A 24,033-nucleotide genomic window follows, 5' to 3' on the forward strand; every position below is an offset into this window, starting at 1 on the left:
CCATCATTTTATGCTGATCTCATCAACAAATATATGCGTATCTCCTCCTGCCCCTTCATGCCAGGCAGGAAGCTTACCATATTGAATAGCTTTTACCCGTACATATCTTGCCTGCACCGGGGTAAAGGAAGCTTCTACATGCTTCACCTGCACTTTCTTATCTTCAATTGCCAAAAAATTCTCCCCGCTGTAAACCTGGGTGAATTGTTTACCATCTGTTGAAATTTCAACAACCAGTTGTTTGGGTGCTACGATCCAGGCGCCTACATCCTGCAGGAAGCCCACGGTAAGTTTTGAGATCGTTCCTGCTTCCTGCATATCGATCTCTGCGTCCATTGGTGTCTTTTGATAACCCTGCCAGTTGCCCTTGCGCCAGTTGGCGCTTCCGGTTATGCCATCAATCAAGCCGGGTGCCCCCCCGCCATCGTATTGCTGCTCGAATTGTGTATTCAGCTTTATGGTCCAGTTGTTTGGCCTTTTCATGAACCGTGCGGTGCTTATATAGCTCGCTTCCCCGTTCTTATTGATGGCAACTGCCTTGATGGTAACGGATGTATCAAAAAACAGTTCGCTGCTGTATTTCTTTGAGGAAACATTGGGCAGTGACCCATCGGTGGTATAATAATATGCAACTTCGGCCTGGTTCGTATAGATATGAACTTTCTTTATCCCGGTAAATGACATGGGCCCGCCGTCTATGACCGGGTTGAGTACGATCAGGTTCTCATCAATTGCAGTAACCGGCATAGCGGTCTTTCCAAAGGAAGATGGCTTCGAACCCATCCTGAAATTCATCCGGCCGCCTTTTACAATATCAAAGTAAGAAAGATAAGACCTGTTATGCGCTGCGTTGTTCAGTGAAACAGACTGTACATAAAAATCAGCTGCACTGATGCCTGTTGCCGATACGGCAAATGACCTGCCGTTCTCCAGGTGAACCGTTGCAGCGGGGAACAGCGGAGTGCCGATGATAAAATCCGTGGTGCCGGGGGTAACCGGGTAAAAACCCAATGCACTCAACACATACCAGGCGCTCATTTGCCCACAATCTTCATTACCCGCAAGTCCATCCGGTGCATCGTGGTACATTTCATTCATGATGCGGTGAACCATTGCCTGGGTCTTATAGGCAGCGCCGGTAAAGTTGTACAGGTATGCAATGTGATGACTGGGCTCGTTGCCATGTGCATACTGGCCGATGAGCCCCGTGATATCGCTTTGCTCCCTGCCGGTGGTTTGTGAATTCTCAGAAAAAAGACCATCCAGTTTCTCTTCCATCCGTTTTCTGCCACCGATCAGTTCCAGGTAACCGTTCACATCCTGCGGCATGTAAAAAGAATACTGCCAGCTGTTCGCTTCCGTAAAATTATTATTCACTTCCCTCGGGTCAAAAGGCGAGAGCCAGTTGCCGTTCTTACGCGGCCGCATGAAACCGGTCTGCAGGTTGAACAGGTTCTTATAAGCCTGTGCCCTGCGTATGTAATTGATATAGTCCTGCCTGGAACCCAGCCGTTTTGCAAACTGTGCTATGCACCAGTCATCATAGGCATATTCCAGTGTTTTGCTCACACTTTCATGTTCATCATCCATTTCCAGCACACCCCGTTCCATCAGTGCCGGTAAACCCAGGTGGTTCCAGGTTGCACTCTTCTTCATGGCTTCCAATGCCAGTTTTGCATCAAACTGGTTCAGCCCCTTCATATAAGCATCCACGATCACCGGTACGCTGTGATAACCGATCATGCAATCTGTTTCGCATCCGCTCAGTTCCCAGACAGGTAAACGTCCGCCCTCTTTATACTGTGCCAAAAATGACCGGATATAATCAATGGTCCTTTTCTGATCAATGATGGTGTAGAGCGGGTGGGCCCCCCGGTAGGTATCCCACAGAGAAAAAACAGAATAGTTGGTAAAGCCCTGTGCCGTATGAATTTTATTATCTCTTCCGCGGTACCGGCCATCCACATCCATATTTACATTGGGCACCACCATGGTATGGTATAAGGCGGTATAAAAAGTGCGGAGTTGTTTTTTATCGGAAGATGCAACATCGATCTTGCTTAATTCCCTGTTCCATTGTTTTGCCGCATCGGCTTTTACCTTTTCAAAATCCCAACCGGGCAATTCAGCCTCCAGGTTTTTTTGTGCGCCGTCTGTACTCACCCCCGATATCGCTGCTTTAACCATTACCGACCCGGAAGCAAACTGACAAAAGGCTTTCAGGTTCTTACCGGATGCATCTTTTGTTTCTTTGGAAAGAACATCATTCTCCCAGATGCCATACTTCGTGAACGGAACGGAGAATTCAATAACAAAATATACATACTGGTTGTCGGCCCATGCCTTGCTGCGGCGCAGCCCCGAAATGGAACGGTCACTTACTATCCTTATGGAAGATTCCAGTACCTCGTCCCGGTGTTTCAGGTCCAGGATAACCGTGGCATCGTTGGCTGCTGAAAAACTGTATCTATGAAACCCTACCCTTGTGGTGCTGGTCAGCTCTGCGAGGATATTATCATCATAGAGTTTAACCGAATAGAAACCTGCCGCTGCCTTCTCATTGCTGTGAGAGAATTTTGAGCCATAGATCCGGTTATCCGGAGATGGGTTACCATTCATCGGCATCAATAATATATCTCCATAATCACTGCAGCCTGTTCCACTCAGGTGCGTATGGGTAAATCCATAAATGTAGCTGTCGGAATAATGGTATCCGCTGCAGCCATCCCAGCCTTCTAAGCGGGTATCGGGACTCAGTTGCACCATTCCGTGTGGCAGAACGGCGCCCGGATAGGTATGTCCATGCCCACCCGTACCGATCAGGGGATCAACATACTGAGTATAATTTTTTTGGGCTAAGAGATTAAAAGAGGAAAGGAGAAGAACAGTGCAAGCAAATTTTATTTTATTTTTCACGTCAATCGTTTTGCACAAGATAAAACTTATTGAAAAAAACCTGCGCAACAAAAAAGCCCCGGGAAGGGGCTTTATTATCTTTTACCTGGATAAACGGATCAGAATGGCAGATCATCTTCCGGGGCCGCCGTTGCTGCGGCTTCTGTTTTAACTACCGGGCGGGCACTGAAGCCTGCATTGCTGACATTACCCTGGCTTGCACCCTGTACAGCACCCTGGTTTTCCCGGTTGCCGCCACCCAGTAACTGGATGCTTTGAACCCTCATCCGCAGGGTTGCAGCCGCCTGTCCTTCTTTATTGGTGTATGCATCTGCCTCGGGGGAGCCCTCTGCATAAACGGAAGTACCTTTTACCAAATAAGGTGCAATGCCTGTCCGGTCCGTCCAATAGGCACATTCCACCCAGGTGGTCCTTTCTTTCTGGTTGCCCTGTGCATCTTTGAAACGCTCCGTATGGGCCACGCTGAAGTTGATGACATTTTTACCGTTGATCTCTTTTACGATGCAATCTTTACCAAGATTGCCGATTACCTGAAGTTTAATCATAACTGTGTTTTTAAAAATTAAGCGATGTATCTGGTTATAGAAAAAAGTTATGTTTTTATAAAGGTAAGCGCTAATCCCATACGGTTGGCCTGGGTGCCCTGAGTGTGCGTAAATAGTCAAGTAACTGACCTGTATGTACACTTTCGTGGTAAGCCATCCGCAACAGGTAATCACCCAGCCTGCGCTTTTGATTTTTTTCTTTCCGGGTGATATAAACCTCTTCCAGTTCCTTCAGCGAAAAGGAATGCACCATTTTTAAAAACTTCTCCCGGTAAGGCTGGGCATTCTTAATTTCATCTTCTACCGTAGTATACGGGTTGCTGGCCAGCGGGCTTTCATAATCGCCCAGCACGCCGCGGTGCAGAATGATATGATGATAAATATTCTCCGACTCCAGCACATGGCGTATCATTTCAAAACAACTCATGGCATCCGGGTCAGGCTTCCAGTACAGGTCTTCCTCCGAAATACTTTTCCAAACCTTAATACTTCTTCGCCGGACCTCCTCAAAATTCAGTATCAATAATTCCTTTGCGTTCATTTCCTTTCTGTTGTTTCATTGCCTTTACCGGCCGCTCAAGACCGGCATGGCAGCTTTAGTTCATTTTCTTTTTTAAAGAGCTTACCTGGCTCTGCAGGTTATTTACCATGCTGGCCAGTGAGTTCATATCCCACCGTTGCTGTGTGCTTACCTTACTGATCACCATCTGTGCCTGCCAGAGTTCTGCCACATCTTCGGCATTGACCTGGTAAGGCTGGAATTGCGGATTATCGCTTACGAGGGTGAGTTTGTTCTTTGTACGGTTATTTTTTTCAATGCGCTTGTACACGATCCCTTCGCTGCGGCTCACAACAATATATGCCTGGCTGTTCTTTATGTCGTTGATGTCTTCCACTTTCTCACAAACAATGATGCTGCCGCTGGGGGTGGGCAACATACTGTCGCCGATTATCTCAAAAGCCCGGTAATTGCCACCTGATAACATGGGTAAGGTGAATGTATTCAGTTCATCGATGAACTCACTGTCGGCATAATTTGCCAGGTAACCGGCAGCTGCTTTTACCGGAACGAAATGAATGACATTCCGGTCGGCCGACATCATTTTCATCTGCCGGCGCTTTGCCATGTAATTCCCGGAATTATTACTGAGGTCCTTCAGCAGAAGTTCATCCAGGGTAAGCTTGAACATATCGGCCACTATCTCCAGTACATCAAGCCTGGGGTCGGCCCGTTCTTCTTCATAGGCACCCACCAATGAACGTTTGATACGGAGTTTATTGGCAAACTCTTCCTGTGTCCATCCACGTAGTTTGCGCAGGTATTTCAGGTTTTGTCCGGCGATTGACATAGTGCAACTAATTTGATTAGCACAAATATACTAATAATTTTAGTGCTACCAAATTTATTTTTACCCGCCTAGTTCTTCTTCCATTCGGGCAGCCGCCCGGGGGTGTAGGGAGCTTTGTATCTTTCCAGCAATCCTTCCACCTGTTTGATATCCTCCGTAACAGATCGCAGGGAATTCAGTACGGCTTCAAATCCATCGGCCACAATATTGTAGGATGACCTGAATGTTTCTGTCGGCGCTGAAGTGGTGCTCCACAATGCACCGGTGATCATGTCGGTCCTGCCCTTCAGGGAAATGGGTGCGGCACCTTCATACCTTGCCCGCAACCCGTCGCCGTTCAGCTGCCTGTTTATTTCATTCAGTTTTTTCTGGATGGCCGATACCTGTGCATATACCCCGGCAGGCACACCGGGTGCATCCAGTACCGCCCGTTTCAGGTAGGGTATCTTTTTTGTCAGTTCATTGCGGTATTCATCAGCCCCGCTCATTGCCCGGGTCAGCTCGGCCAGTTTTCTGTTGAATGCATTCAAAGCAGTTTTATCTGCTGCAGGCAATGAACTGTTGTTCAAAGGCACGCAATTAAATGAAACGGGTGCCGCCATCTCTGTAAAATTCCCGTCTTCGTATTTCTGTAAGGAAACCTTATACGTGCCGGGAACAACCATATATCCTTTATCCGGTTCATTCCACGCATAACTGTCATCGAAAGGCGTAAAGGTCACCGGGTTAAAAGGCAGGTAGCGCATATCCCAGCTTATCCTGTTAATGCCCTTTGTCACTGCTGTCTTTATTTTACGGATGGTATTGCCCTGTTCATCCGTAATGATAAAAAGCAGGTATGGGTCTTCCTGTTCCGCTTCCTTCTTTAAAACATCGTAGGCGGGATAATCAACATCTTCCCCCTTCTTTTGTTTTTCCTTTTCCGCATCCCTTCTTTTTTGTTTCAATGTCTTTGCTTCCTCCCTGATATAATACGTAAAGACGGCAGCCAGCTCCGGGTTGGGAGCCGTATAAAAACCGGCGCCCATGAACCCCTTTCCCCGGAAACCAAATGGATTGGCTTCTACAAACATCAACGCATCCTTCACCGGGAAAATAACCGCCGGTTTCCGGATGGTTTCTTTGGTAAGACTCCTGAGCGGCGAATAATCATCTAAAATATAAACACCCCTTCCAAATGTTGAGACCACCAGGTCATTTTCCCTTTTCTGTATCTCAATATCCATATAAGTGGCAGCAGGTAAACCCCCGGTGAACTTTATCCACTCATTGCCGCCATCCACGGTAAAAAATAAACCGAACTGGGTACCGGCAAATAACAATCCCGCATTCACATGATCTTCTGCAATGCTGAACGTGCTTCCTTTTACCGGCAGGTTTGCTGTTATGGAAACCCATGTCTTACCGCCATCGGTTGTTTTCAAGAGATAAGGTTTATAGTCGCCGTAGTTGAAAGCCTGGCAGGCGGCATAGGCCGTCCGCTTATCATATTTTGATGCAATGATGTGGTGTATCCTCGTAAATTCCGTGATGCCCGGAAGCGAAGAAGCCCGGGTCCACGTCTTGCCTGCATCTGTGGTGAACCGGATCACCCCGTCGCCGGTGCCTGCATACAGAATATTCCCGTCCAGCGGCGATTCTGCAATGGAAGTGATATTGGCAAGGGACCCTTTACTGGCCAGCTCATCAATGCTCCAGCTCCGGTCCATCAGCCGTTGCATTTTTTGTGGTACGCCCCGTGTAAGATCGGGACTGATGACATCCCAGGAATTGCCCTGGTCATTTGTGCGGAATAATTTATTGGCTGCAAAATAAACCCGCTTATTATCATGCGTTGAGATCAGCAAGGGCGAATCCCAATCGAAACGAAAACCGGAATCAACCATATTGACCGGCTGGATGAACAAGGTCTCCCCGCTTTTTTTATCATAGCGGACCAATCCCCCGTTCTGCGATTGCACATACAATATATTATCATCCTTCCAGTCTGCCTGTGTTTCAAAACCATCCCCGCCGAGTGTAAAGGTCCAGTCACTATTGGTGATGCCGCTTGAGTTCTTCGTACGGGAAGGTCCTGCCAGGCTGTTGTTATCCTGTGTACCAATATAAACATTGTAAAACGGCAGGGCATTGTCTGTGCTGACCTTATAGATCTCTGTGATCGGTATGTTCGATTTAAAATCCCAGGTCTGCCCCCTGTCCCATGTTTCATAAACACCTCCGTCGTTGCCCGAGATCAGGTGCCGGGTATTGGATGGATCGATCCACATGGCATGGTTATCAACATGCTTGAATTTCTCACCCAATGCTTTAAATGTTTTTCCCCCGTCATCGCTTACCTGTATCAGAAGATCCATACTATATATCCTGTTCTCCTCTTTGGGGTCTGCAACGATCTTCTGCATATAAAACGGGTAAGCTGAATTATAGCTGCTTTGTTTTGTCCATGAAATACCCCGGTCGGTGCTTTTATAAAAACCACTTCCTTCTTTAGCCTGTACAAGGGCATACAGGATATCCGGGTTCACCGGAGACACCGCCATCCCTATCCGCCCAACATTTTCTGATGGCAGGCCCGTCATGATCTTTTGCCAGGTTGCACCGCTGTCCAAGCTCCGGTAAATAGCGCTTTCATTTCCCCCGCCAATTCCGGTATACCCTTTACGCATCCGTTGATGGGCCACCGCATAGAGGTTGGTTGAATACCGTGGATCCATGTGCACTTCAAAACAACCCGTGTTATCACTCACAAACAAAACCCGGCGCCAGGTCTTGCCTCCATCCGTGGTTTTATAAATACCCCGGTCGCCACCCGGGTTACGCATGGATCCATAGGCAGCAACATACACTACATTTGAATTACCGGGGTCAATCACAATACCCCCGATATGTTCTGAATTCTTAAGTCCCATATTCTTCCAGCTCTTGCCGCCATTTTCAGAACGGTATATACCGTCGCCGTAAATGACATTGCCCTGGTTGTTATTTTCACCGGTACCGGCCCAGACGATGTTTGTATTCAGGGGGTCGATCTTTACAGCACCCATGGCAAAGGAGGACTGGTTCTCAAAAGCGGCAGTAAACGTAACGCCGTTATTTACGGTCTTCCATAAAGACCCATGGCCCGAAGCAACATAGTATTCGCTTGTATTCGTTGGGTTCACGGCGAGGTCCACCACCCTTCCACCGGTTATTGCCGGGCCAATGCTCCGGAAGCTGAGCCCGGCAAGTGAGATATTTTTTACCGAATCCGGCTCCTTTGCCTTAGTATCTGCTTCGGCTTTTTTCTGCGCTGACCCGGAAAATGAAATGAAGATCAGCAGTAACCAAAAAAAGGATCTGATGAATTGCATACGATGCGTTTTGGTATACTAATATAGGCCGATAAAATGAGAACCCGGCAACCGTTCAAAAAATCCATGTTGCCTTAATACACTTACCTTATTTTTGTACCAAATTAATTTTATGAATTATCAACTCGTGATACACAGCATACTCCGCTGGGCGGTCCTGATACTGGGCCTCTGGGCTGTATTGTCGGCCCTGTCTGCCGTTGTTTCAAAAAGAGAATACCGCAGCAGCGACAATAAGGTCAACCTGTTCTTCATGATCAGCTGCGACATACAACTGCTGCTGGGGCTGATCTTATATTTTACAGGTATGTGGTTTGAAAAAGTAAAAAGCGGGATGGGCGCTGTAATGAAAGATCCCACCGAACGTTTTTTTGCCGTGGAACATGCCCTGATGATGCTCATTGCCTGGTTGCTGGTGCACGTGGGCAGGACCATGGTAAAACGGGCGGATACCGATGCACAAAAACATAAACGTACCCTGATCTATTTCGGCATTGCCCTGGTCATTATCCTGGCAATGATACCCTGGCCTTTCCGTCAACCCGGCATTGCCAGGGAATGGTTCCCTCAATTTTCAAATTAAGATGGTAAAAAGTAAAAAAGACAAACCCATCATCCTCATTACAAATGATGATGGCATCACAGCACCCGGCATCCGCAACCTGGTGGATGCAGTAAAAGACCTTGGGAAAGTGGTGGTGGTGGCACCGGATAAACCTCAAAGCGGAATGGGGCATGCCATTACCATTGGCCAGCCGTTGCGCATGCACAAGGTGGATATTTTTGGTGATACGGAAGCCTGGCAAACAACGGGTACCCCGGTCGACTGCGTGAAGCTGGCCGTGGATAAAGTGCTTCACCGAAAACCTGATCTCTGCCTGAGCGGCATTAACCACGGCGCCAACCATTCCATCAACGTGATCTACAGCGGCACCATGAGTGCTGCCATGGAAGCAGCCATTGAAAGCATTCCCAGCATTGGTTTTTCATTGCTTGATTACAGCGTGGAAGCAGATTTTTCTGCAGCCCGGTTTTATATACGGAAGATCGTAAGTGCTTTGCTGAAGCAAAAAATGGATAAACACCTTTTGCTGAATGTGAATATACCTGCCGTAAGACAGGAACTGATAAAGGGCATTAAAATATGCAAGCAGGCCTATGCCAAATACGAAGAGGATTTTGATGAACGAAAAGACCCCCAGGGCAAAAAATATTACTGGCTTACCGGAGAGTTCGTAAACTTTGACAAAAGCAGGGAGACAGATGTGTGGGCGCTTAAGAATAATTATATCAGCGTGGTGCCGGTTCAGTTCGACCTGACAAATTATGAATTGAAAAAACAATTAGAGAAAAAGAACCTGTTCAAATAATGCTGAAAAAAGACAATTTCATTTTTGGATTCATCATGGGCCTGCTGGCCCCCTTTGTTGGCTTTGCTGTTTTTAAATATACCCGGTTGGGGCCACTCAGCTACACCGAAGCGCTGCAATACCTGTTTGTACAGCCCGGGCACCGTATGTTAACAGTAGCCATCAGCCTTTCCCTGATGGCCAACGCCGTATTGTTCACCATTTATATCAATGCCCATATTGATCATACGGCCAAAGGTATTTTCTGGGCAACTCTTATTTATGCCCTCACGGCACTGAGCATTAAAACATTTGGGTAATCAGCCCTCCACCAGGTCATGAAATATTACATCATATCCGGCGAAGCAAGTGGCGACCTGCACGGCAGTAACCTGATCAAAGAATTAAAGAAGAAAGATGGTTCCGCAGATATCCGCTGCTGGGGCGGCGATAAGATGCAGGCCGCAGGCGCAACCCTGGTGAAACATTACAAAGAACTTGCCTTCATGGGTTTCATTGAAGTGCTGAACAACCTGGGTACCATTTTACGAAACATCAGATTCTGCAAAGAAGACATCACACAATACCGGCCCGATGCACTCATTCTTATAGACTACCCGGGCTTTAATCTGCGCATCGCCAAATGGGCAAAGCAACAAGGTTATAAGATCATTTATTACATTTCGCCACAGGTATGGGCCTGGAAAGAGAACCGGGTGAAACTCATAAAACAATGCGTGGATAAAATGCTGGTCATTCTGCCATTTGAAAAAGAATTCTACAAAAAATGGGATTATGAAGTGGAGTATGTGGGGCACCCGCTGGTGGAAGTGGTGGAAGAGTACAAGAGAACAGGGATGCAGGATACAGGATACAGGATACAAGATACAGGATCCAAGATGCAGGATCCGGGATCCGGGATCTGGGATCATGGATCTGGGAACATCATTGCGTTGCTTCCCGGCAGCAGGCAACAGGAGATACTGAAAAAACTTCCCATCATGCTGGAAGTGGCTAAGCATTTTCCCGGTCACCAGTTTGTGGTAGCCAAGGCGCCGGGACTGGAAGAAAGTTTTTATAATGAACTGCTGGCCCCCTACCGTAATGTATCTGCTGTTGTGGACAGAACATACCCTTTACTCATGCAGTCGAAAGCGGCCCTGGTGACCAGCGGAACGGCTACCCTTGAAACCGCTTTATTCGGGGTACCGGAAGTGATCTGTTACAAAGGCAACGCTTTTTCGTACCAGATAGCCAAACGGCTGGTGAAGATAAAATTCATCGGCCTCGTAAACCTGATCATGGACAAGGAAGTAGTGAAGGAACTGATCCAGCATGACCTGACGGTTGAGAACCTGAAAAAGGAACTGACCCTGTTGCTGACAGACCCGGCAAAACAGGAACAGGTAAAGGAGGATTATGCCGCACTTAAAAAACTGCTGAGCCAGGGCGGAAATGCATCGGCCAACGCAGCGGCATCCATTTACAGCTTCATGACCCGGTTACCGGAGTAGTTTTATGGCCAGTATGATCATGGCCAGCAGGAAAAGCAAAATGGATATCCGGTTGATCCCATGCATGTATTTCACCCATTTGGTATTGGGCGCATTGGGGTCCTTCTTCTTCAGGTAAAGGTATTCGGCTATCTGGTTCAGTATTCCCATGTGTTTATCGTAAGGCTAAAATTAATGCTTAAATTCATATTCCAAAAAGCTTGTTAAAGGTTCTGTACAAAAAACCGTAAACCATCCTATTTCGTAGCTTCATGAAACAGATCAGTATGCACCGGATATTCATCTTCACCCTTTTTATTCTTTCCGCCTGGCCGGCCATGACGCAGACAAAGAAATATGCCATAACAAAATCCGAGGCCGAATGGCGTAAACAACTTACGGCCGAACAATTCCAGGTGACCCGTAAAAAAGGGACCGAAAGGGCTTTCACCGGTATCTACTGGGACCACCATGAAAAAGGAATTTACAAATGCATCTGCTGCGGGCAGGAACTGTTCAGTTCCGCCACCAAGTTCGGGAGCGGTACCGGCTGGCCCAGTTTCTGGCAGCCCCTCAAAAAAGATAAGGTGGAAGAACTTCCCGACAACAGCTATGGCATGGTCCGGACCGAGGTGAACTGCAGCCGCTGCGGCGCACACTTAGGCCATGTGTTCGACGACGGGCCCAAACCAACCGGGTTGCGGTATTGCATGAACTCCGCTTCGCTTCTTTTTGAAAAAAAATAAATATACGTGTCAGAAACCAACTCCTGCGACTCAAAACTGCTGCTATTACGGGGCTTCAACTTATTTGAACACATCACCGACGAAGAATATGAAGAACTGGGCCTTATTCATAACTTTTTAGAAGCAGCAGACGGAGAATACATCTATTTCCCGTTCCAGAACAACAATAAACTCTATTTTTCAAAAGAAGGATTTATCAAGCTGGGATATATTGATGAAAAGGGAAATGAGGTCATTAAAGAGATCATTCAGAAAGGAGAGATCTTCGGCCAGCTGACGCTTGAAAAAAATAATGACCAGGATGAATTTGCCCGTGCCTACAAAAGCACCGTAAGCCTTTGTGCATTTACCATCGGGGATTTTTTAAAACTCCTGCAGCGAAAGCCCGAAATGGCCATCGCCTTCAGTTTTCAACTGGGCAATAAACTCCGCAAGGTCGAGAACCGGCTGCTGAACATCCTCAATAAAGATGTAAAGAGCCGCCTCATACAATTACTTCTTCAACTGGCTGCCGACAGCGGTTCAATACACGATAACAAGGCCGCCATAGAAAAATTTCTCACCCACGACGATATTGCCCGGCTGATAGGATCCTCCCGGCAAACGGTTACTACCACCCTTAATCAATTGGAAAAACAGGACCTGATCAGTATCTCAAAAGAATCGATCCGGGTAAATGATATCCACGCATTAAAAAGGGTGGCCGGACAGGAGGACTGACCAACCTGCACGAAACCCGGTACAACCACGGCTGTTTTGTCAAAGTTTTACCCGGGCAGACCGCAACTTTTTAAATCTGTGGTTTTTTCAAAAAAAGGCCTCCGTATTTTTACGCAGCATTACGTACTTGTGCATACGATCGGAAACAGATCCCCGGATAACAGGAAACCACACAACCTTTACCAGCAGTGATTTTCCAGCCTTCCATCCGCCTGCCCGCCCGTTCCATAAATTCAAAATCCCGCACAAACAAAATAAGGATACAGACCCATAATATGCAGGTATTTAAAACCGTTATTATACTATCCTGATAAAGTTCGATCAAGCCAGTCTTAACCGAATCCTATGAACAAACCAATATCCGATGAGAAGACCTTTATCTATTCTTTTTTTACTGTTCACTTCAATCGCTTCTGCCCAATATCCGGCTGAGAACCGTATTGTAGTAAAAGCTGCCGGTTCAAAATTCCAATTTGTGAACAGGCAAACCCAACTGCCGGTAAGCCAGCAGTTATGGGACGAAACCGACCCGTTTGCAAATGGTTTTGCCAGGGTGCTCCTCAACAACAGTTTTACTTTTGTAAATGCAACGGGAAAACCCATTGCCCCTGCTGAATTTGAAGATGCCCGGAACTTCTCCCGCAACCTTGCTGCCGCAAAGAAGAACGGCAAATGGGGATTCATCAACGCAACCGGCAAAACAGTACTCCCTTTCAATTACGAAATAGTATTTGACTTTGATGGCCCCGTTACAGCCGTATACAACGACCGTACATGGTGGCTGGCAAATAATAAAGGGGAAATAACCAGGTCATTGGATATTTCTGTTTGCTACGGCTTTAAGAATGGCGTAGCCAGGATCACCAGGGATGACCAGGAAGGCCTTTTATACCCGGATGGCAGGATCGTTTTCACACAGGCCAAACCCGTTGCTGTTAACCCGGTACCTTATCATCCCAATACCAATACAAGCAATATTGTGGTTCCGTGCCCGGATAATATAGGTTTTGAAAACGGGGACTTCACCAACTGGCAATGTTACACAGGCCAGGTGGATTCTGTTGGCAATACAAATGTGATCACGCTTACGCCATCGCCTCCAACAGCGAACAGGCATACGATCTATCCCCGGGCACTTCCTTCGGCCATTGACCCGTTTGGATTATTCCCGACCAATCCACCGGATGGAAGCAATTTTGCCGTCAAGCTCGGCAACACCGTAGTAGGTGCACAGGCAGAAGGGATCGTCTATACCATCCATGTGCCCCTGAATGATTCCAACTTTTCTATCCGGTATAATTATGCAGTTGTTTTCCAGGACCCGGGCCATACCATATGGACACAGCCCAGGTTCAATGCAAAACTTTTAGACTCTGCCACCAATACGTATATTGATTGTGCCTCTTTTGAATACATTTCCACTTCCAACCTTCCCGGCTTTGCTGTTTCACCCGTTAACCCGGGCGTTATCTACAAACCCTGGGCTTCGGTCTTTTACAGCCTGAGGGGATACGGCGGAAAAACACTGTACATGGAATTCACCACGGCCGATTGTGTGAGAAGGGGACACTGGGGTTATGCCTATGTGGATGTTGAGAGCATTTGCGGCAGCCCGGTGGAAGTGCATTATGATTGTACTGCACCCAATGCCACTACCCTTACCGCCCCTCCGGGATTTCAATTCTATAACTGGTGGGACCAAACGTATTCAACCTTATTGGGTACCGGCCAGCAACTGGTCATGAATCCCGGCCCGGCTGTTAATTCCATCATCTGGCTTGAAATGATTCCTTTCAACAACTTTGGTTGCAAGGATACCATCCTGGTTAAAATAACCGGTGATTTTGATGCCCAGTTCGATATATCGGCTCCAACCGGCTGTGCGCCGCAAACATTTACGTTTTACAACAGGAATATCCCATCCACCACAACCCTTTGGGATTTTGGGGACGGCACTACAGGCACGGGGGATACCGTAACGCATACCTATACAATACCGGGCACCTATAATGTAACATTGAATGTGACCGTTCCGGGTGGTTGCAGCGGGTCTGCCATTCACCAGGTATCCATTTATCCAACGCCCAATGTGGTGCAGCCGCCAAACCAAACATTGTGTAATGGCGCCAGCACTACTGCAGTAAATTTCAGCGGCTCGCTGGCAAATACTGTTTTCAACTGGACAAATGATAATACTTCCATCGGCCTGCCTGCAAGCGGTACCGGGAACATAGCTGCATTTACAGCCATCAATACCGGTAACACAACCGTTACGGCAACCATTACAGTCACACCGGTGCATTTAACCTGCTCCGGTACAGCACAGACCTTTACAATAACCGTTCACCCAACACCCAATGTTATCCGGCCTGCCAACCAGACCGTATGTAATGGTATACTGACCAATGCGATAAATTTTTCAGGCGCAATAGCAGCTACTACGTTCAGCTGGACGAACAATAATACTTCGATCGGCCTGGCGGCCGGTGGTAATGGAAACATTGCCGCATTCACAGCTACCAATACAGGTAATGCACCGGTAACTGCAACGATAACCGTTACCCCTTCGGCTTCCGGATGTCCTGGTACTCCGGAGACCTTTACAATAACCGTGAACCCAACACCAAATGTGGCGCAGCCTGCCAGTCAGACCCTATGCAACGGGGCTACAACCAACCCCGTGAATTTTACCGGATCCGTGACAGGAAGCAGTTTCAGCTGGACAAATAACAACACTTCGATCGGTTTGCCTGCCAGTGGTAATGGAAATATTGCCGCATTCACAGCTACCAATACAGGCAATACAGCAGTAACTGCAACCATAACGGTTACCCCGTCGGCTTCCGGATGTCCTGGTTTGCCGTTGACCTTTACCATAACCGTGAACCCAACACCAAATGTGGCCCAGCCTGCCAGTCAAACAATATGCAACGGGGCAACAACCAACCCGGTGAACTTTACCGGGGCCGTGACCGGAACCCAATTCAGCTGGACAAACAACAACAGTTCCATTGGCTTGCCTGCGGTGGGTACCGGAAACATTCCTGCATTCGTGGCTACCAATGCAACCAATACGGCTGTTACCGCCACCATTACAGTTACGCCTTCTGCAGTTGGATGTGCAGGTACACCCGAAACATTTACCATAACCGTAAATCCAACGCCGGATGTGAACCGCCCTCCTGATCAATCCCTGTGTAATGCTTCCACTACAAATGCTGTAAACTTCAGCGGCAGTGTGGCGGGAACCATTTTCAACTGGACCAACAACAATACTACTATCGGACTGGCTGCAAGCGGCATGGGTAATATTGCGCCGTTCACTGCCATCAACTACCTCAATACTGTTAACCTGGCTACGATCGCGGTTACACCGGATGCATCGGGATGTGCAGGTACGCCTGAATATTTTTATATCAATGTAAAACCAACACCGGATGTGGTTCAGCCGCCTAACCAGGAATTGTGCAGTGGTGCTCCAACCAACGCCATCATTTTCTCCGGTGCAGTAACCGGCACTACCTATAGCTGGACGAACACGGGTACCATCATCGGTCTGCCAGCCAGCGGCTCCGGGAATATTCCATCATTCACTGCATCCAGCAATGGTGCATACACGGCGGTTGCCGGCATTACCGTAACACCCAGTGCTGCCGGTTGCAATGGCCCGTCAAAAATATTTTCTATTACCGTTAACCCGGTCCCATCCATTGCCCAGCCAACCAACCAGTCATTGTGTAATGGAGCAACCACCAATGCAGTTGCCTTTACCGGTACGCTGAGTAATGTATCCACCTATACCTGGACAAACAGTGATCCTTCTATCGGATTGCCGGCCAGTGGTACCGGGAATATTCCTGCATTCGCAGCAGTGAATACGGGCAATACAGCAATAACAGCCACTATTACCGTGACCCCATCAACAAGTCTTTGCCCCGGTTCAGCCAGGTCATTTACCATAACCGTGCACCCAACCCCGGCAGTAGTGGTGAGCAATGATATGAATGTTTGCCTGGGCAGCACGGCACAGTTATCTGCCAGCGGTGCTTCCCAATATACCTGGACACCATCCACAGGATTAAGCTGTACAACTTGTTCGAACCCGGTTGCCACACCAACCAGTTCGGTAAAATATATTGTGAGAGGACAAAGTGCATTCGGATGCTTTGCGTTCGATTCTGTTTCACTCACGGTGATACGTCCGTTCCAGATGCTGGTAACCCCCAACGATACGTTGTGCATCGGCGAATCAACGGGATTGCGGGCCAGTGGCGCCAACAGTTACTTATGGTCGCCGCCACAGGGACTTAACCGCGTTGATATTGCGGACCCCGTTGCAACACCAGCCACCACCACGCTGTATCGTGTGGTAGGCTATGACGGGTTCGGCTGCTTCACCGATACCAACTTTGTAAAGATCACGGTTGGGCCAAGGCCAACACTTAACCTCGGCGCAGATATAACCACAACTACCGGAACAACGCTTACGTTCAATCCCGTTACACAAAACGGACCGATCGTAAGCTGGACATGGACCCCAACGACCGGGTTAAGTTGCAGCAGCTGCCCTAACCCCTCGGTTACAGTAAAAGACAACAGTTACTATATTCTTAATATTAAAAACAACTATGGCTGTATAACCAACGATACCATTTTCATCTTCGTGTTCTGTAAGAGCGCCCAGGTCTTTATACCGAATGCCTTTACACCGGACGGAGATGGCCTGAATGATATATTGATGGTACGGGGCAAGGGGATCATTGTAAAGACATTCCGCATATTCAACCGTTGGGGAGAACTGGTTTTTGAAAAGACCAATTTCAATCCGAACGATCCCAAATATGGATGGGATGGAAAAGTGAGGGGTGTACCGGCCACACCGGATGTGTTTGTGTATACCGCCGAAGTGATCTGTGACAATGGAGTTATTTACACGTATAAGGGGAATACCACCCTGCTAAAATAGTTTACCAATATGAAAAACCTTTTACGCCGCCAACTGATCATACCCCTGCTGCTGCTTGCCGGTTTTGCAAACAGCCAGGATATAAACTTTTCGCAGTTCTATGAATTACCCCTGCTCAGGAACCCGGGACTTGCCGGGATATTCAACGGCGATGTGCGGGTGACCTCTGCATTCCGCAGTCAATGGCAAAGTGTTACCGTACCCTACCGCACGCTTGGCCTTGGTATGGAATACAAGAAACCCGTTGGAAGAAGTTCCAATGATTTTGTAACGATTGGCATGCAACTTACACACGATATTGCCGGCGATTCAAAATTAAGCCGCACCCAGGTATTCCCTGTCCTTAATTACCACAAATCGTTGTCCGGTGAAAAAGATACTTATTTATCCGCAGGCATCATGGGCGGTCCGGTCATCCAGCGATTCGATCCTTCCAGGCTGAGCTTTGATGACCAGTTTGTGAACGGTTCTTACAGTCCTGCCAATCCTACAAAACAGGTTTTCACCAACACCAGTTTCACGTACTGGGATGCTGCAGTGGGTTTAAACTTCAGCAGTATTGCCGGTGCGAACACCCGGTATTATGTTGGCCTGGGATTGTTTCATTTTACAAAACCAAAAGTGGCATTTCAAAAGCAATACGACATTATACTGAATCCGAAATGGGTGGTCAATGCCGGGCTTTCTGCACCGGTAAGTGATGCCAACAAACTGATCGTTTATGCCGATTACTTCATGCAGGGGGGTGCCCGGCAGATACAGGGAGGCCTGCTATTGAGTCATGACCTGGTGGCAAACGACGAAAACCTTAAGACAACCATATCGGGTGGCGTGTTCTACCGCTGGAACGATGCATTGGTACCGGTGGTGAAATTAGATTACAACCATTTTGGTATCGGCATCACCTACGATGTGAATGTGAGCAAATTAAAGACCGCATCCCAGTACCGGGGTGCTTATGAAATAACACTTACGTATAAGGCTTTCCGGAACAACATGAACAGTTCTGCTGAAAAAGTAAGGTGCCCGGCATTCTATTAAAAGGAAATGATCACTAGAGGTTGTAGGTAGTGGCAAGTTCTTTCAGCTCCAGCAAATTGGTAACTCCCAGTTTTTCAAACAGGCGGGCCTTGTGTGTACCCACGGTGGAGGTTTGTATGTTCAGTGCGTGTGAGATCTCTGTTACGGTCTTGCCTTCCAGCAATAAAGAAACAATTTCAAATTCGCGGGGCGACAGGTCATTGAACGGGTTGCCTGTTTTACCGGAAAAAGAATCTTCCGCCAGTTTTTCAGCCAGTGCATCGCTGATGTATTTCCTGTTCCCCAGGATGGTACTGATGGCCTTTGTGATCTCCTCCATCGGCGCCTCCTTTGAAATAAAACCATATGCGCCGGCTTTCATGAACCGCCTGGCATAAATATTCTCGGCACTCATGGAGAACATCAGCACTTTTGCATCCGGGTATTTGATGTGAATATATTCCATCAGGCCCAGCGTATCTGTCCGGGGCATCTGTATGTCGAGCATTACCAGGTCATAACTCCCCTCCTTCATCTTCTGCATGGCAGTTTCCCCGTCCACCGCCTCATGAATCTCTGCCGGGCTGTACATTTCCTGCAGGAGGGTTTTGATACCGGAACGCACTATAACATGATCATCAACAAGAAGGAATTTTTTCATTCTCCGTGCAGGGTTTAGAGTGCAAATGTGTCCTTTGGGTAAATAAGTCCTATGAAGATAGAAACTTTTCTACATAATAGTGATTGGCCGCTTCATAATATTATCCGGGTATCCCGGCAGTATACCCTATTCGTAAATATACTTTGTGTATCTACGTTGACCGGCCTGGTAATAACCCGTTCGGGTCCCGTCTCATCATCGCTTTAAAATAAAAAGAAGTGAGCCTGCAAAAAAATGAATGATGGAGACCGGGTGAAAAACTAATTGCTTTTTAACGTGAGCAGGTGGTCGCGGATGATGTCAAAACGTTCCCAGGGAATGAAATGGCCGGCACCGGGAATGAGGATGATCTTTACACCGGGATTGTGTTCCAGTTTCTTTTTTCCGTAATCAACATTCTTTACGGTCACAAACTTATCCTTATCCCCATGAATGAATGTAACAGGCATGCGCAAGAGGCCGTACCCTTCATCAAGTTTATAAAGCTCTTTTTTGAAATAGACGATCTCATCGTTGGATGGCCGGAAAGCGCCCGGCATCAGGAATTTTAACGGCGAATAGGCGAACGCATAGCGCCAGTATTCCTTCGGTTCGTCGTAGGGGGAAACAGAACCCGACAATATGGTCAGCGAAGAAAAATACTGCGGCTTATCCTGCGCCATCCGGATAATGACCGGTCCGCCAATGCTGTGGCCGATAAGATGAACGGGTTCATTATTATTTTCTTTCTCCATGATCTTATTGATGAGCAATGCCTGGCTGGATAAATGATAGGCTGTACCAAAATCGCTGTAACCAAAGCCGGGGCGGTCAACAGATATGAGGCGGAAATGTTTCAGCAAAGCCGTGTCCATCATATAGATCCTGAATGCATCCCAGCTGCCCGGTGATCCATGAACAAAGAACAGGGTGGGCCGGTCATCGCTGCCGCATTTTACATAATGCAGCGGCACCCCGTCTTCCTTAACAGTAATGAACTGAGCGGGCAGGCCCCTTTGTTCAAACCCGGCCTTCGCCGCACTGTCACTCATGCGGAATTTCATACAGGATTGTGCAAAGATGACCCATGCGGTGAAAAAGACCAGCAGTCCCCATTTGAAATTCCTTTTAGTTTTCCAGGCCATAGTGTGAATAATGTTTAAGGGGGTTGGATTGTTTCATTCGTTTGGATCGTTTCAGACGTTTGAATCGTTTCAATCGTTTCATTCGTTTCAATCGTTCGAAAACGTTTAAGACGTTTCAGGGTTGCCTTTAACCCTGCAACGATTTTAAACGATTTTAAACGACTTTAAACGATTCGAACGATTCAAACGATTGCAACGATCTCCTAATAATTTTTAAGGTTCTTCATTACCGCCTTATTATCCCGGAACATCTGCAGCCCTTCCTGTACGGTAAGGTAACGATGCCCCCGCTTATGGTTGAGGATGCTGACACGGTAAAGTAATTTAAAATGCCGTGCGATCTCCTTCCACGCAAAAAACACAGAATGCTTCGGATCATAGATGTGCGTGGGTTCGCTGCCGGCGCCATTGAGTTCTATGATGCAGAAATCCTTTCCTTCCCGGAACGATTCAAAATTGTTGTACATGATGTCCAGCCTGCCAAAATAAAATTCTGGAACCTGTTTGCAGACCTGGTCAATGGTTTGGGTGAATGCTGCATCGGCCCAATGCGATACGTCGATGAATTTTGCACCCCGTGCATGGTTGCCATACGGGACCATGTTCCTGGCCTCGCCCTTTTGCAGCACCGTATCAAGTTCATCCCCATAGATCTTTTGCAGGGCAGCCAGCTGAAAATGATGGCGGGGGTCCTTCATCAGCAACTGGGTGATCGTTGAAGCGCCGTCTCCTTTCAGTACCAGGAATTCCTTTGCAACAATGCCCGTTATAAAACCATTCGCTTCACCGGGCATGCGGCAATAAAAGACGCCCGCCTCTTCCGGGAAAGAAATGAATTCCTGGATGAGGAAATCCATATTGATACGGGCTGAATATGCCGCCACTTCTTCATCGGTATGCACTTTCTGCACGCCCTTACCCTTACAGCCGATATCGGGCTTGGCAATGCAGGGATAGGTGATGCCGGAAGCGGCAAGCGTTCTTAACACTTCGGCTGCCGGCGTGCCTTTTGCAAAAGAAATTGTTTTGGGTATGTATTGCTGCGGGATGATCGCATAGATCTCTTTTTTAGGTTCCATCAGGAAGCCGGCATTCTTGATCCGTGGGTTGGAAGCATTGAAAAAGAAAAAGGACCTTGCCCTGGCTGCATACCAGAACCAGACAAAATACATCGGGATATAAACCACGTCAAAGGGCCAGTATTCCCAGTGCGTTAGTTTGTGCAGGTATAGGCTGATCTTTTTCACGATAGGTTTACCAGGGCATGACGGATCTGCATGGATTCCTCAAATCGTTTATCATGCAGCAGGTCGGTGTGCATAAAATCGATCTTGTCCTGTTGCCATACAGCCTGGGTGATGCTGAAGGTTTTCAATCCTGTTTTGCGGCTGATGACAAAACCATTCTCTTCATCATTGTTGTTATTGGCATGAAAGCCGTGTACATCCCCGGGCAAAGGGGATGCGGTGTTTTCAAGAAAGCGTTCAAACAACTGTTTACGGTATGCCACCACTTCCCGGTTGTATAAAGTAGCAGAGGACCAGATATGGTTGCCGGAAACATCCAGTTCCTTTTCATGCCGGCGGTCGCCGTCCCAGCGCAACTCAAACAGGCGGCCGGGCAGGTAATGTACCACCGTGAAGGGTTCTATATCCTGCAGGTCAATTTCCGTAAAGGAATGAAGCGGATCCCCGGCGGCAATGATATCGAGTAATATAAGTCCACGGCTTTTGCGGTAAGGGGGTTTGGGTGTATGCTTTTCAAAAGCGCCGTTCAGCAACACAGATACCACGCCGCTTTCGGAAGCGGCAAACCAGGTACCGCCTGCCCGGGCATCTTTTGGAAAGATCAGCCTGCGCCCATTGATGATCTCCGTCCTGGGTGCAGCGGCTGTTTCCCGGTGGATATGCTCATCCCGGTTTGAAGTGATTATTTTTTTATTGCCCGCCGAAACAAAACTTACTGTGCACATTGCCGGCGGTATTGTATGGTGGAAGGGGCAACCCCGAATTGATCCGGTACCAAAACGCTGCCGGTTGCTATCAGCGCCACCCGGATGAGTGCCTGGTGGTGAATGCAGTGCTCAAGATTGTACAACACTTCCCGGTTATAATTGGATGCGATGACCGTATTATCCCCGGCTGCCTCGCAAACCACCTGCAGCGGCTTATCGGCCTGCTCCAGTTTATCCTGTATCTCCCGGATGGCAGCAATGGCTTCGTTCCTGTCATTCTCATACAACCTGTTGCGTTTGCGGTCGTCGTAATTGACCACGCCACCGGCATAGCCGGCAAGCAGGCACTGGTAAAGCTCGATCACATGGCGTGTATGCTGCCCGATGGTTGCATTGCTCAGGGATGCACAGGGCGCTGAATATTGCTCCTGGCCGGGCAACTGGTCCAGCACGGCAACGATCTCGTTCAAGGCTTCCTTGGCTTTGTTGAAAATACTTTTCAAAATCTACGTTTTAAAAGTTGAGGTATATTTTTCCGGTAAATGATAACCAATCCTGCACAACACACAAAACAGATCAGGGCATAACTGAACAGCACCGCATCACCACCAAAATAAATGCCCAGTTTGGTAAGGTGAAAGAAAATGGCTCCCGACATCAGTCCCAGTCCCATGATGGCCCCGATCAAGGTGGTACGGGGTATCAATATAAGAATGGAAGCGATCAGTTCCCCCACCCCGGTGCCGATCCGTCCCCAGGGTTCCATCCCCAATGCCGTGAACAACTGAACCGACTCCGGCTGCGCCGTGAACTTAAAGTACAGGGTCTGCAGCATGATCACCGCGGCAATGATCCGGAACAACCAGGTAAATATATTTCTTGTCATAATGCTGCAATATTAATACGTACATTCCAGGTACCTTGTCAGCCGCATGACAACAAAGAAAAGGAACCTGTTAAAATTATTGAAACTTTTCGGGGTTGAAAAATTTGGTAGTGTGCTATTTTGAATGATTGTCATCCTGAGCCTGCCTGCCGGTAGGCAGGGAACGAAGGATCTCCTGACCAGGACCGTTTGCTTAACCTGAGATGCTTCGTTCCTCAGCATGACAGGTCACAAAATATTCAAAACAGGACACTACCAAAAATTTACGGGAAAACTCCTTTCCCGGATCTGCATAAATAGCGGGGCTCCAACCTCAAAAAATAATGATTTCATAACAGGCATCCCTGTTAAAAGTTCGATAACCCTGTCTTCTGTCAGGTAACCGACAAAAGACCTGCCCGGCCCTTGCGTTCTTTGCATCATAAAAAAAATACCATGAGATCCCTGTTCTTCATCACTGCACTAAGTATCTTAAGTTTTTCAGCCCGGGCCCAGGATGCGGCCACCCTGCGTAAAAAACATTTTAACCTGGAAGCGGCTGTGGCCATCAGCGGGTACGATCCCGTTGCTTACTTCACCCAGAAAAAAGCCGTTAAGGGAAATAAGGAATTGGCCTTGTACCACCAGGGCGTGACCTATTATTTCTCCTCCCCGGCCAATAAAGAAGCATTCAAAGCCAGCCCATCCAGGTACGAACCGGAATACGGCGGCTGGTGTGCCTATGCCATGGGCGAGAAGGGAGAAAAGGTTTCCATTGACCCCGAAACTTTCAAGATCGTGAACGGGAAGCTCTATCTTTTTTACAACCGTTTTTTCAACAACACGTTAAAGGACTGGAACAAGAATGAAGCGTCGCTGAAGGCAAAGGGGGATGCTAACTGGATGAAGTTGTTCAGGTAGGATGTTACAGGTTTGTGGTTATTTGTAGTTTGTGGTTTGTGGTTATAAGAG

Annotated in this window: 20 protein-coding genes and 1 pseudogene; 9 read left to right on the forward strand and 12 right to left on the reverse strand. The window is 47.8% G+C overall.

What is annotated here, in order from left to right; all coding sequences use genetic code 11:
• Window positions 1-3: 3 nt before the first annotated feature.
• From IPJ02_04940 to IPJ02_04960, 5 genes and pseudogenes are all read right to left on the reverse strand, one after another.
• A pseudogene (locus tag IPJ02_04940) lies at window positions 4-2,850 on the reverse strand (GH92 family glycosyl hydrolase).
• Window positions 2,851-3,014: 164 nt separating this feature from the next.
• Complete coding sequence (gene ssb / locus IPJ02_04945) at window positions 3,015-3,461, reverse strand: single-stranded DNA-binding protein (protein ID MBK7374917.1); 447 nt, start codon at window positions 3,459-3,461, stop codon at window positions 3,015-3,017.
• Between the two features lie 70 nt (window positions 3,462-3,531).
• Window positions 3,532-4,002: a DinB family protein gene (locus tag IPJ02_04950; GenBank protein MBK7374918.1), complete on the reverse strand. Its 471-nt coding sequence runs from the start codon at window positions 4,000-4,002 to the stop codon at window positions 3,532-3,534.
• A 55-nt stretch (window positions 4,003-4,057) separates the two neighbouring features.
• Entirely contained in the window at window positions 4,058-4,810 is a 753-nt protein-coding gene (locus IPJ02_04955) for a LexA family transcriptional regulator (protein MBK7374919.1), read from the reverse strand.
• 68 nt (window positions 4,811-4,878) lie between these two features.
• Window positions 4,879-8,163, reverse strand: a complete 3,285-nt coding sequence (locus tag IPJ02_04960; GenBank protein ID MBK7374920.1) for a glycosyl hydrolase — start codon at window positions 8,161-8,163, stop codon at window positions 4,879-4,881.
• Window positions 8,164-8,275: 112 nt separating this feature from the next.
• Between IPJ02_04960 and IPJ02_04965 the strand changes: the two genes are divergently transcribed.
• Genes IPJ02_04965 through lpxB form a run of 4 tightly spaced genes read left to right on the forward strand, consistent with a single transcriptional unit; the run spans window position 8,276 to window position 11,026 of the window.
• On the forward strand, window positions 8,276-8,746 hold the full coding sequence (locus IPJ02_04965) for a hypothetical protein (GenBank protein MBK7374921.1): 471 nt from the start codon (window positions 8,276-8,278) through the stop codon (window positions 8,744-8,746).
• Window position 8,747: 1 nt separating this feature from the next.
• A complete protein-coding gene (gene surE / locus IPJ02_04970; GenBank protein MBK7374922.1) occupies window positions 8,748-9,533 on the forward strand; it encodes a 5'/3'-nucleotidase SurE in 786 nt (261 codons plus the stop codon).
• Window positions 9,533-9,832, forward strand: a complete 300-nt coding sequence (locus IPJ02_04975; GenBank protein ID MBK7374923.1) for a hypothetical protein — start codon at window positions 9,533-9,535, stop codon at window positions 9,830-9,832. The genes surE and IPJ02_04975 overlap by 1 nt, the downstream gene beginning before the upstream one ends.
• Before the next feature lie 18 nt (window positions 9,833-9,850).
• Entirely contained in the window at window positions 9,851-11,026 is a 1,176-nt protein-coding gene (lpxB, locus tag IPJ02_04980) for a lipid-A-disaccharide synthase (protein ID MBK7374924.1), read from the forward strand.
• Here the strand turns inward: lpxB and IPJ02_04985 are convergent.
• Window positions 11,015-11,176 (reverse strand): hypothetical protein, encoded by a 162-nt coding sequence (locus IPJ02_04985; GenBank protein MBK7374925.1) that lies wholly within the window; start codon window positions 11,174-11,176, stop codon window positions 11,015-11,017. The two genes, lpxB and IPJ02_04985, sit on opposite strands and share 12 nt — an antisense overlap.
• A gap of 167 nt (window positions 11,177-11,343) precedes the next feature.
• On the opposite strand from IPJ02_04985, the gene msrB reads away from it, so the two are divergent.
• The 4 genes from msrB (at window position 11,344) to IPJ02_05005 (ending at window position 18,478) form a co-directional block, all read left to right on the forward strand.
• Window positions 11,344-11,751 (forward strand): peptide-methionine (R)-S-oxide reductase MsrB, encoded by a 408-nt coding sequence (msrB, locus tag IPJ02_04990; GenBank protein MBK7374926.1) that lies wholly within the window; start codon window positions 11,344-11,346, stop codon window positions 11,749-11,751.
• Between the two features lie 6 nt (window positions 11,752-11,757).
• Window positions 11,758-12,471 (forward strand): Crp/Fnr family transcriptional regulator, encoded by a 714-nt coding sequence (locus IPJ02_04995; protein ID MBK7374927.1) that lies wholly within the window; start codon window positions 11,758-11,760, stop codon window positions 12,469-12,471.
• A gap of 364 nt (window positions 12,472-12,835) precedes the next feature.
• The gene (locus tag IPJ02_05000; protein MBK7374928.1) at window positions 12,836-17,437 is read left to right on the forward strand and encodes a WG repeat-containing protein; all 4,602 of its coding nucleotides are present in this window, start codon (window positions 12,836-12,838) and stop codon (window positions 17,435-17,437) included.
• 9 nt (window positions 17,438-17,446) lie between these two features.
• On the forward strand, window positions 17,447-18,478 hold the full coding sequence (locus IPJ02_05005) for a PorP/SprF family type IX secretion system membrane protein (GenBank protein MBK7374929.1): 1,032 nt from the start codon (window positions 17,447-17,449) through the stop codon (window positions 18,476-18,478).
• A 13-nt stretch (window positions 18,479-18,491) separates the two neighbouring features.
• On the opposite strand, the gene IPJ02_05010 is transcribed toward IPJ02_05005, so the two are convergent.
• From IPJ02_05010 to IPJ02_05035, 6 genes are all read right to left on the reverse strand, one after another.
• Window positions 18,492-19,118, reverse strand: a complete 627-nt coding sequence (locus IPJ02_05010; GenBank protein ID MBK7374930.1) for a response regulator transcription factor — start codon at window positions 19,116-19,118, stop codon at window positions 18,492-18,494.
• A 260-nt stretch (window positions 19,119-19,378) separates the two neighbouring features.
• Complete coding sequence (locus IPJ02_05015; GenBank protein MBK7374931.1) at window positions 19,379-20,242, reverse strand: alpha/beta hydrolase; 864 nt, start codon at window positions 20,240-20,242, stop codon at window positions 19,379-19,381.
• Window positions 20,243-20,445: 203 nt separating this feature from the next.
• Window positions 20,446-21,480, reverse strand: a complete 1,035-nt coding sequence (locus tag IPJ02_05020; protein MBK7374932.1) for a D-alanine--D-alanine ligase — start codon at window positions 21,478-21,480, stop codon at window positions 20,446-20,448.
• A gap of 5 nt (window positions 21,481-21,485) precedes the next feature.
• The gene (locus tag IPJ02_05025; GenBank protein ID MBK7374933.1) at window positions 21,486-22,214 is read right to left on the reverse strand and encodes an NRDE family protein; all 729 of its coding nucleotides are present in this window, start codon (window positions 22,212-22,214) and stop codon (window positions 21,486-21,488) included.
• Window positions 22,202-22,690, reverse strand: a complete 489-nt coding sequence (locus IPJ02_05030; protein MBK7374934.1) for a DinB family protein — start codon at window positions 22,688-22,690, stop codon at window positions 22,202-22,204. The genes IPJ02_05025 and IPJ02_05030 overlap by 13 nt, the downstream gene beginning before the upstream one ends.
• A gap of 5 nt (window positions 22,691-22,695) precedes the next feature.
• Window positions 22,696-23,082 carry a DoxX family protein gene (locus IPJ02_05035; protein MBK7374935.1) on the reverse strand — a complete coding sequence of 129 codons (387 nt, stop codon included), beginning with the start codon at window positions 23,080-23,082 and terminating at the stop codon, window positions 22,696-22,698.
• A gap of 435 nt (window positions 23,083-23,517) precedes the next feature.
• On the opposite strand from IPJ02_05035, the gene IPJ02_05040 reads away from it, so the two are divergent.
• A complete protein-coding gene (locus tag IPJ02_05040) occupies window positions 23,518-23,982 on the forward strand; it encodes a YHS domain-containing protein (protein MBK7374936.1) in 465 nt (154 codons plus the stop codon).
• Window positions 23,983-24,033 lie beyond the last annotated feature (51 nt).

The organism is Chitinophagaceae bacterium, from assembly GCA_016710165.1.
Taxonomy (GTDB): Bacteria; Bacteroidota; Bacteroidia; order Chitinophagales; family Chitinophagaceae; genus Ferruginibacter.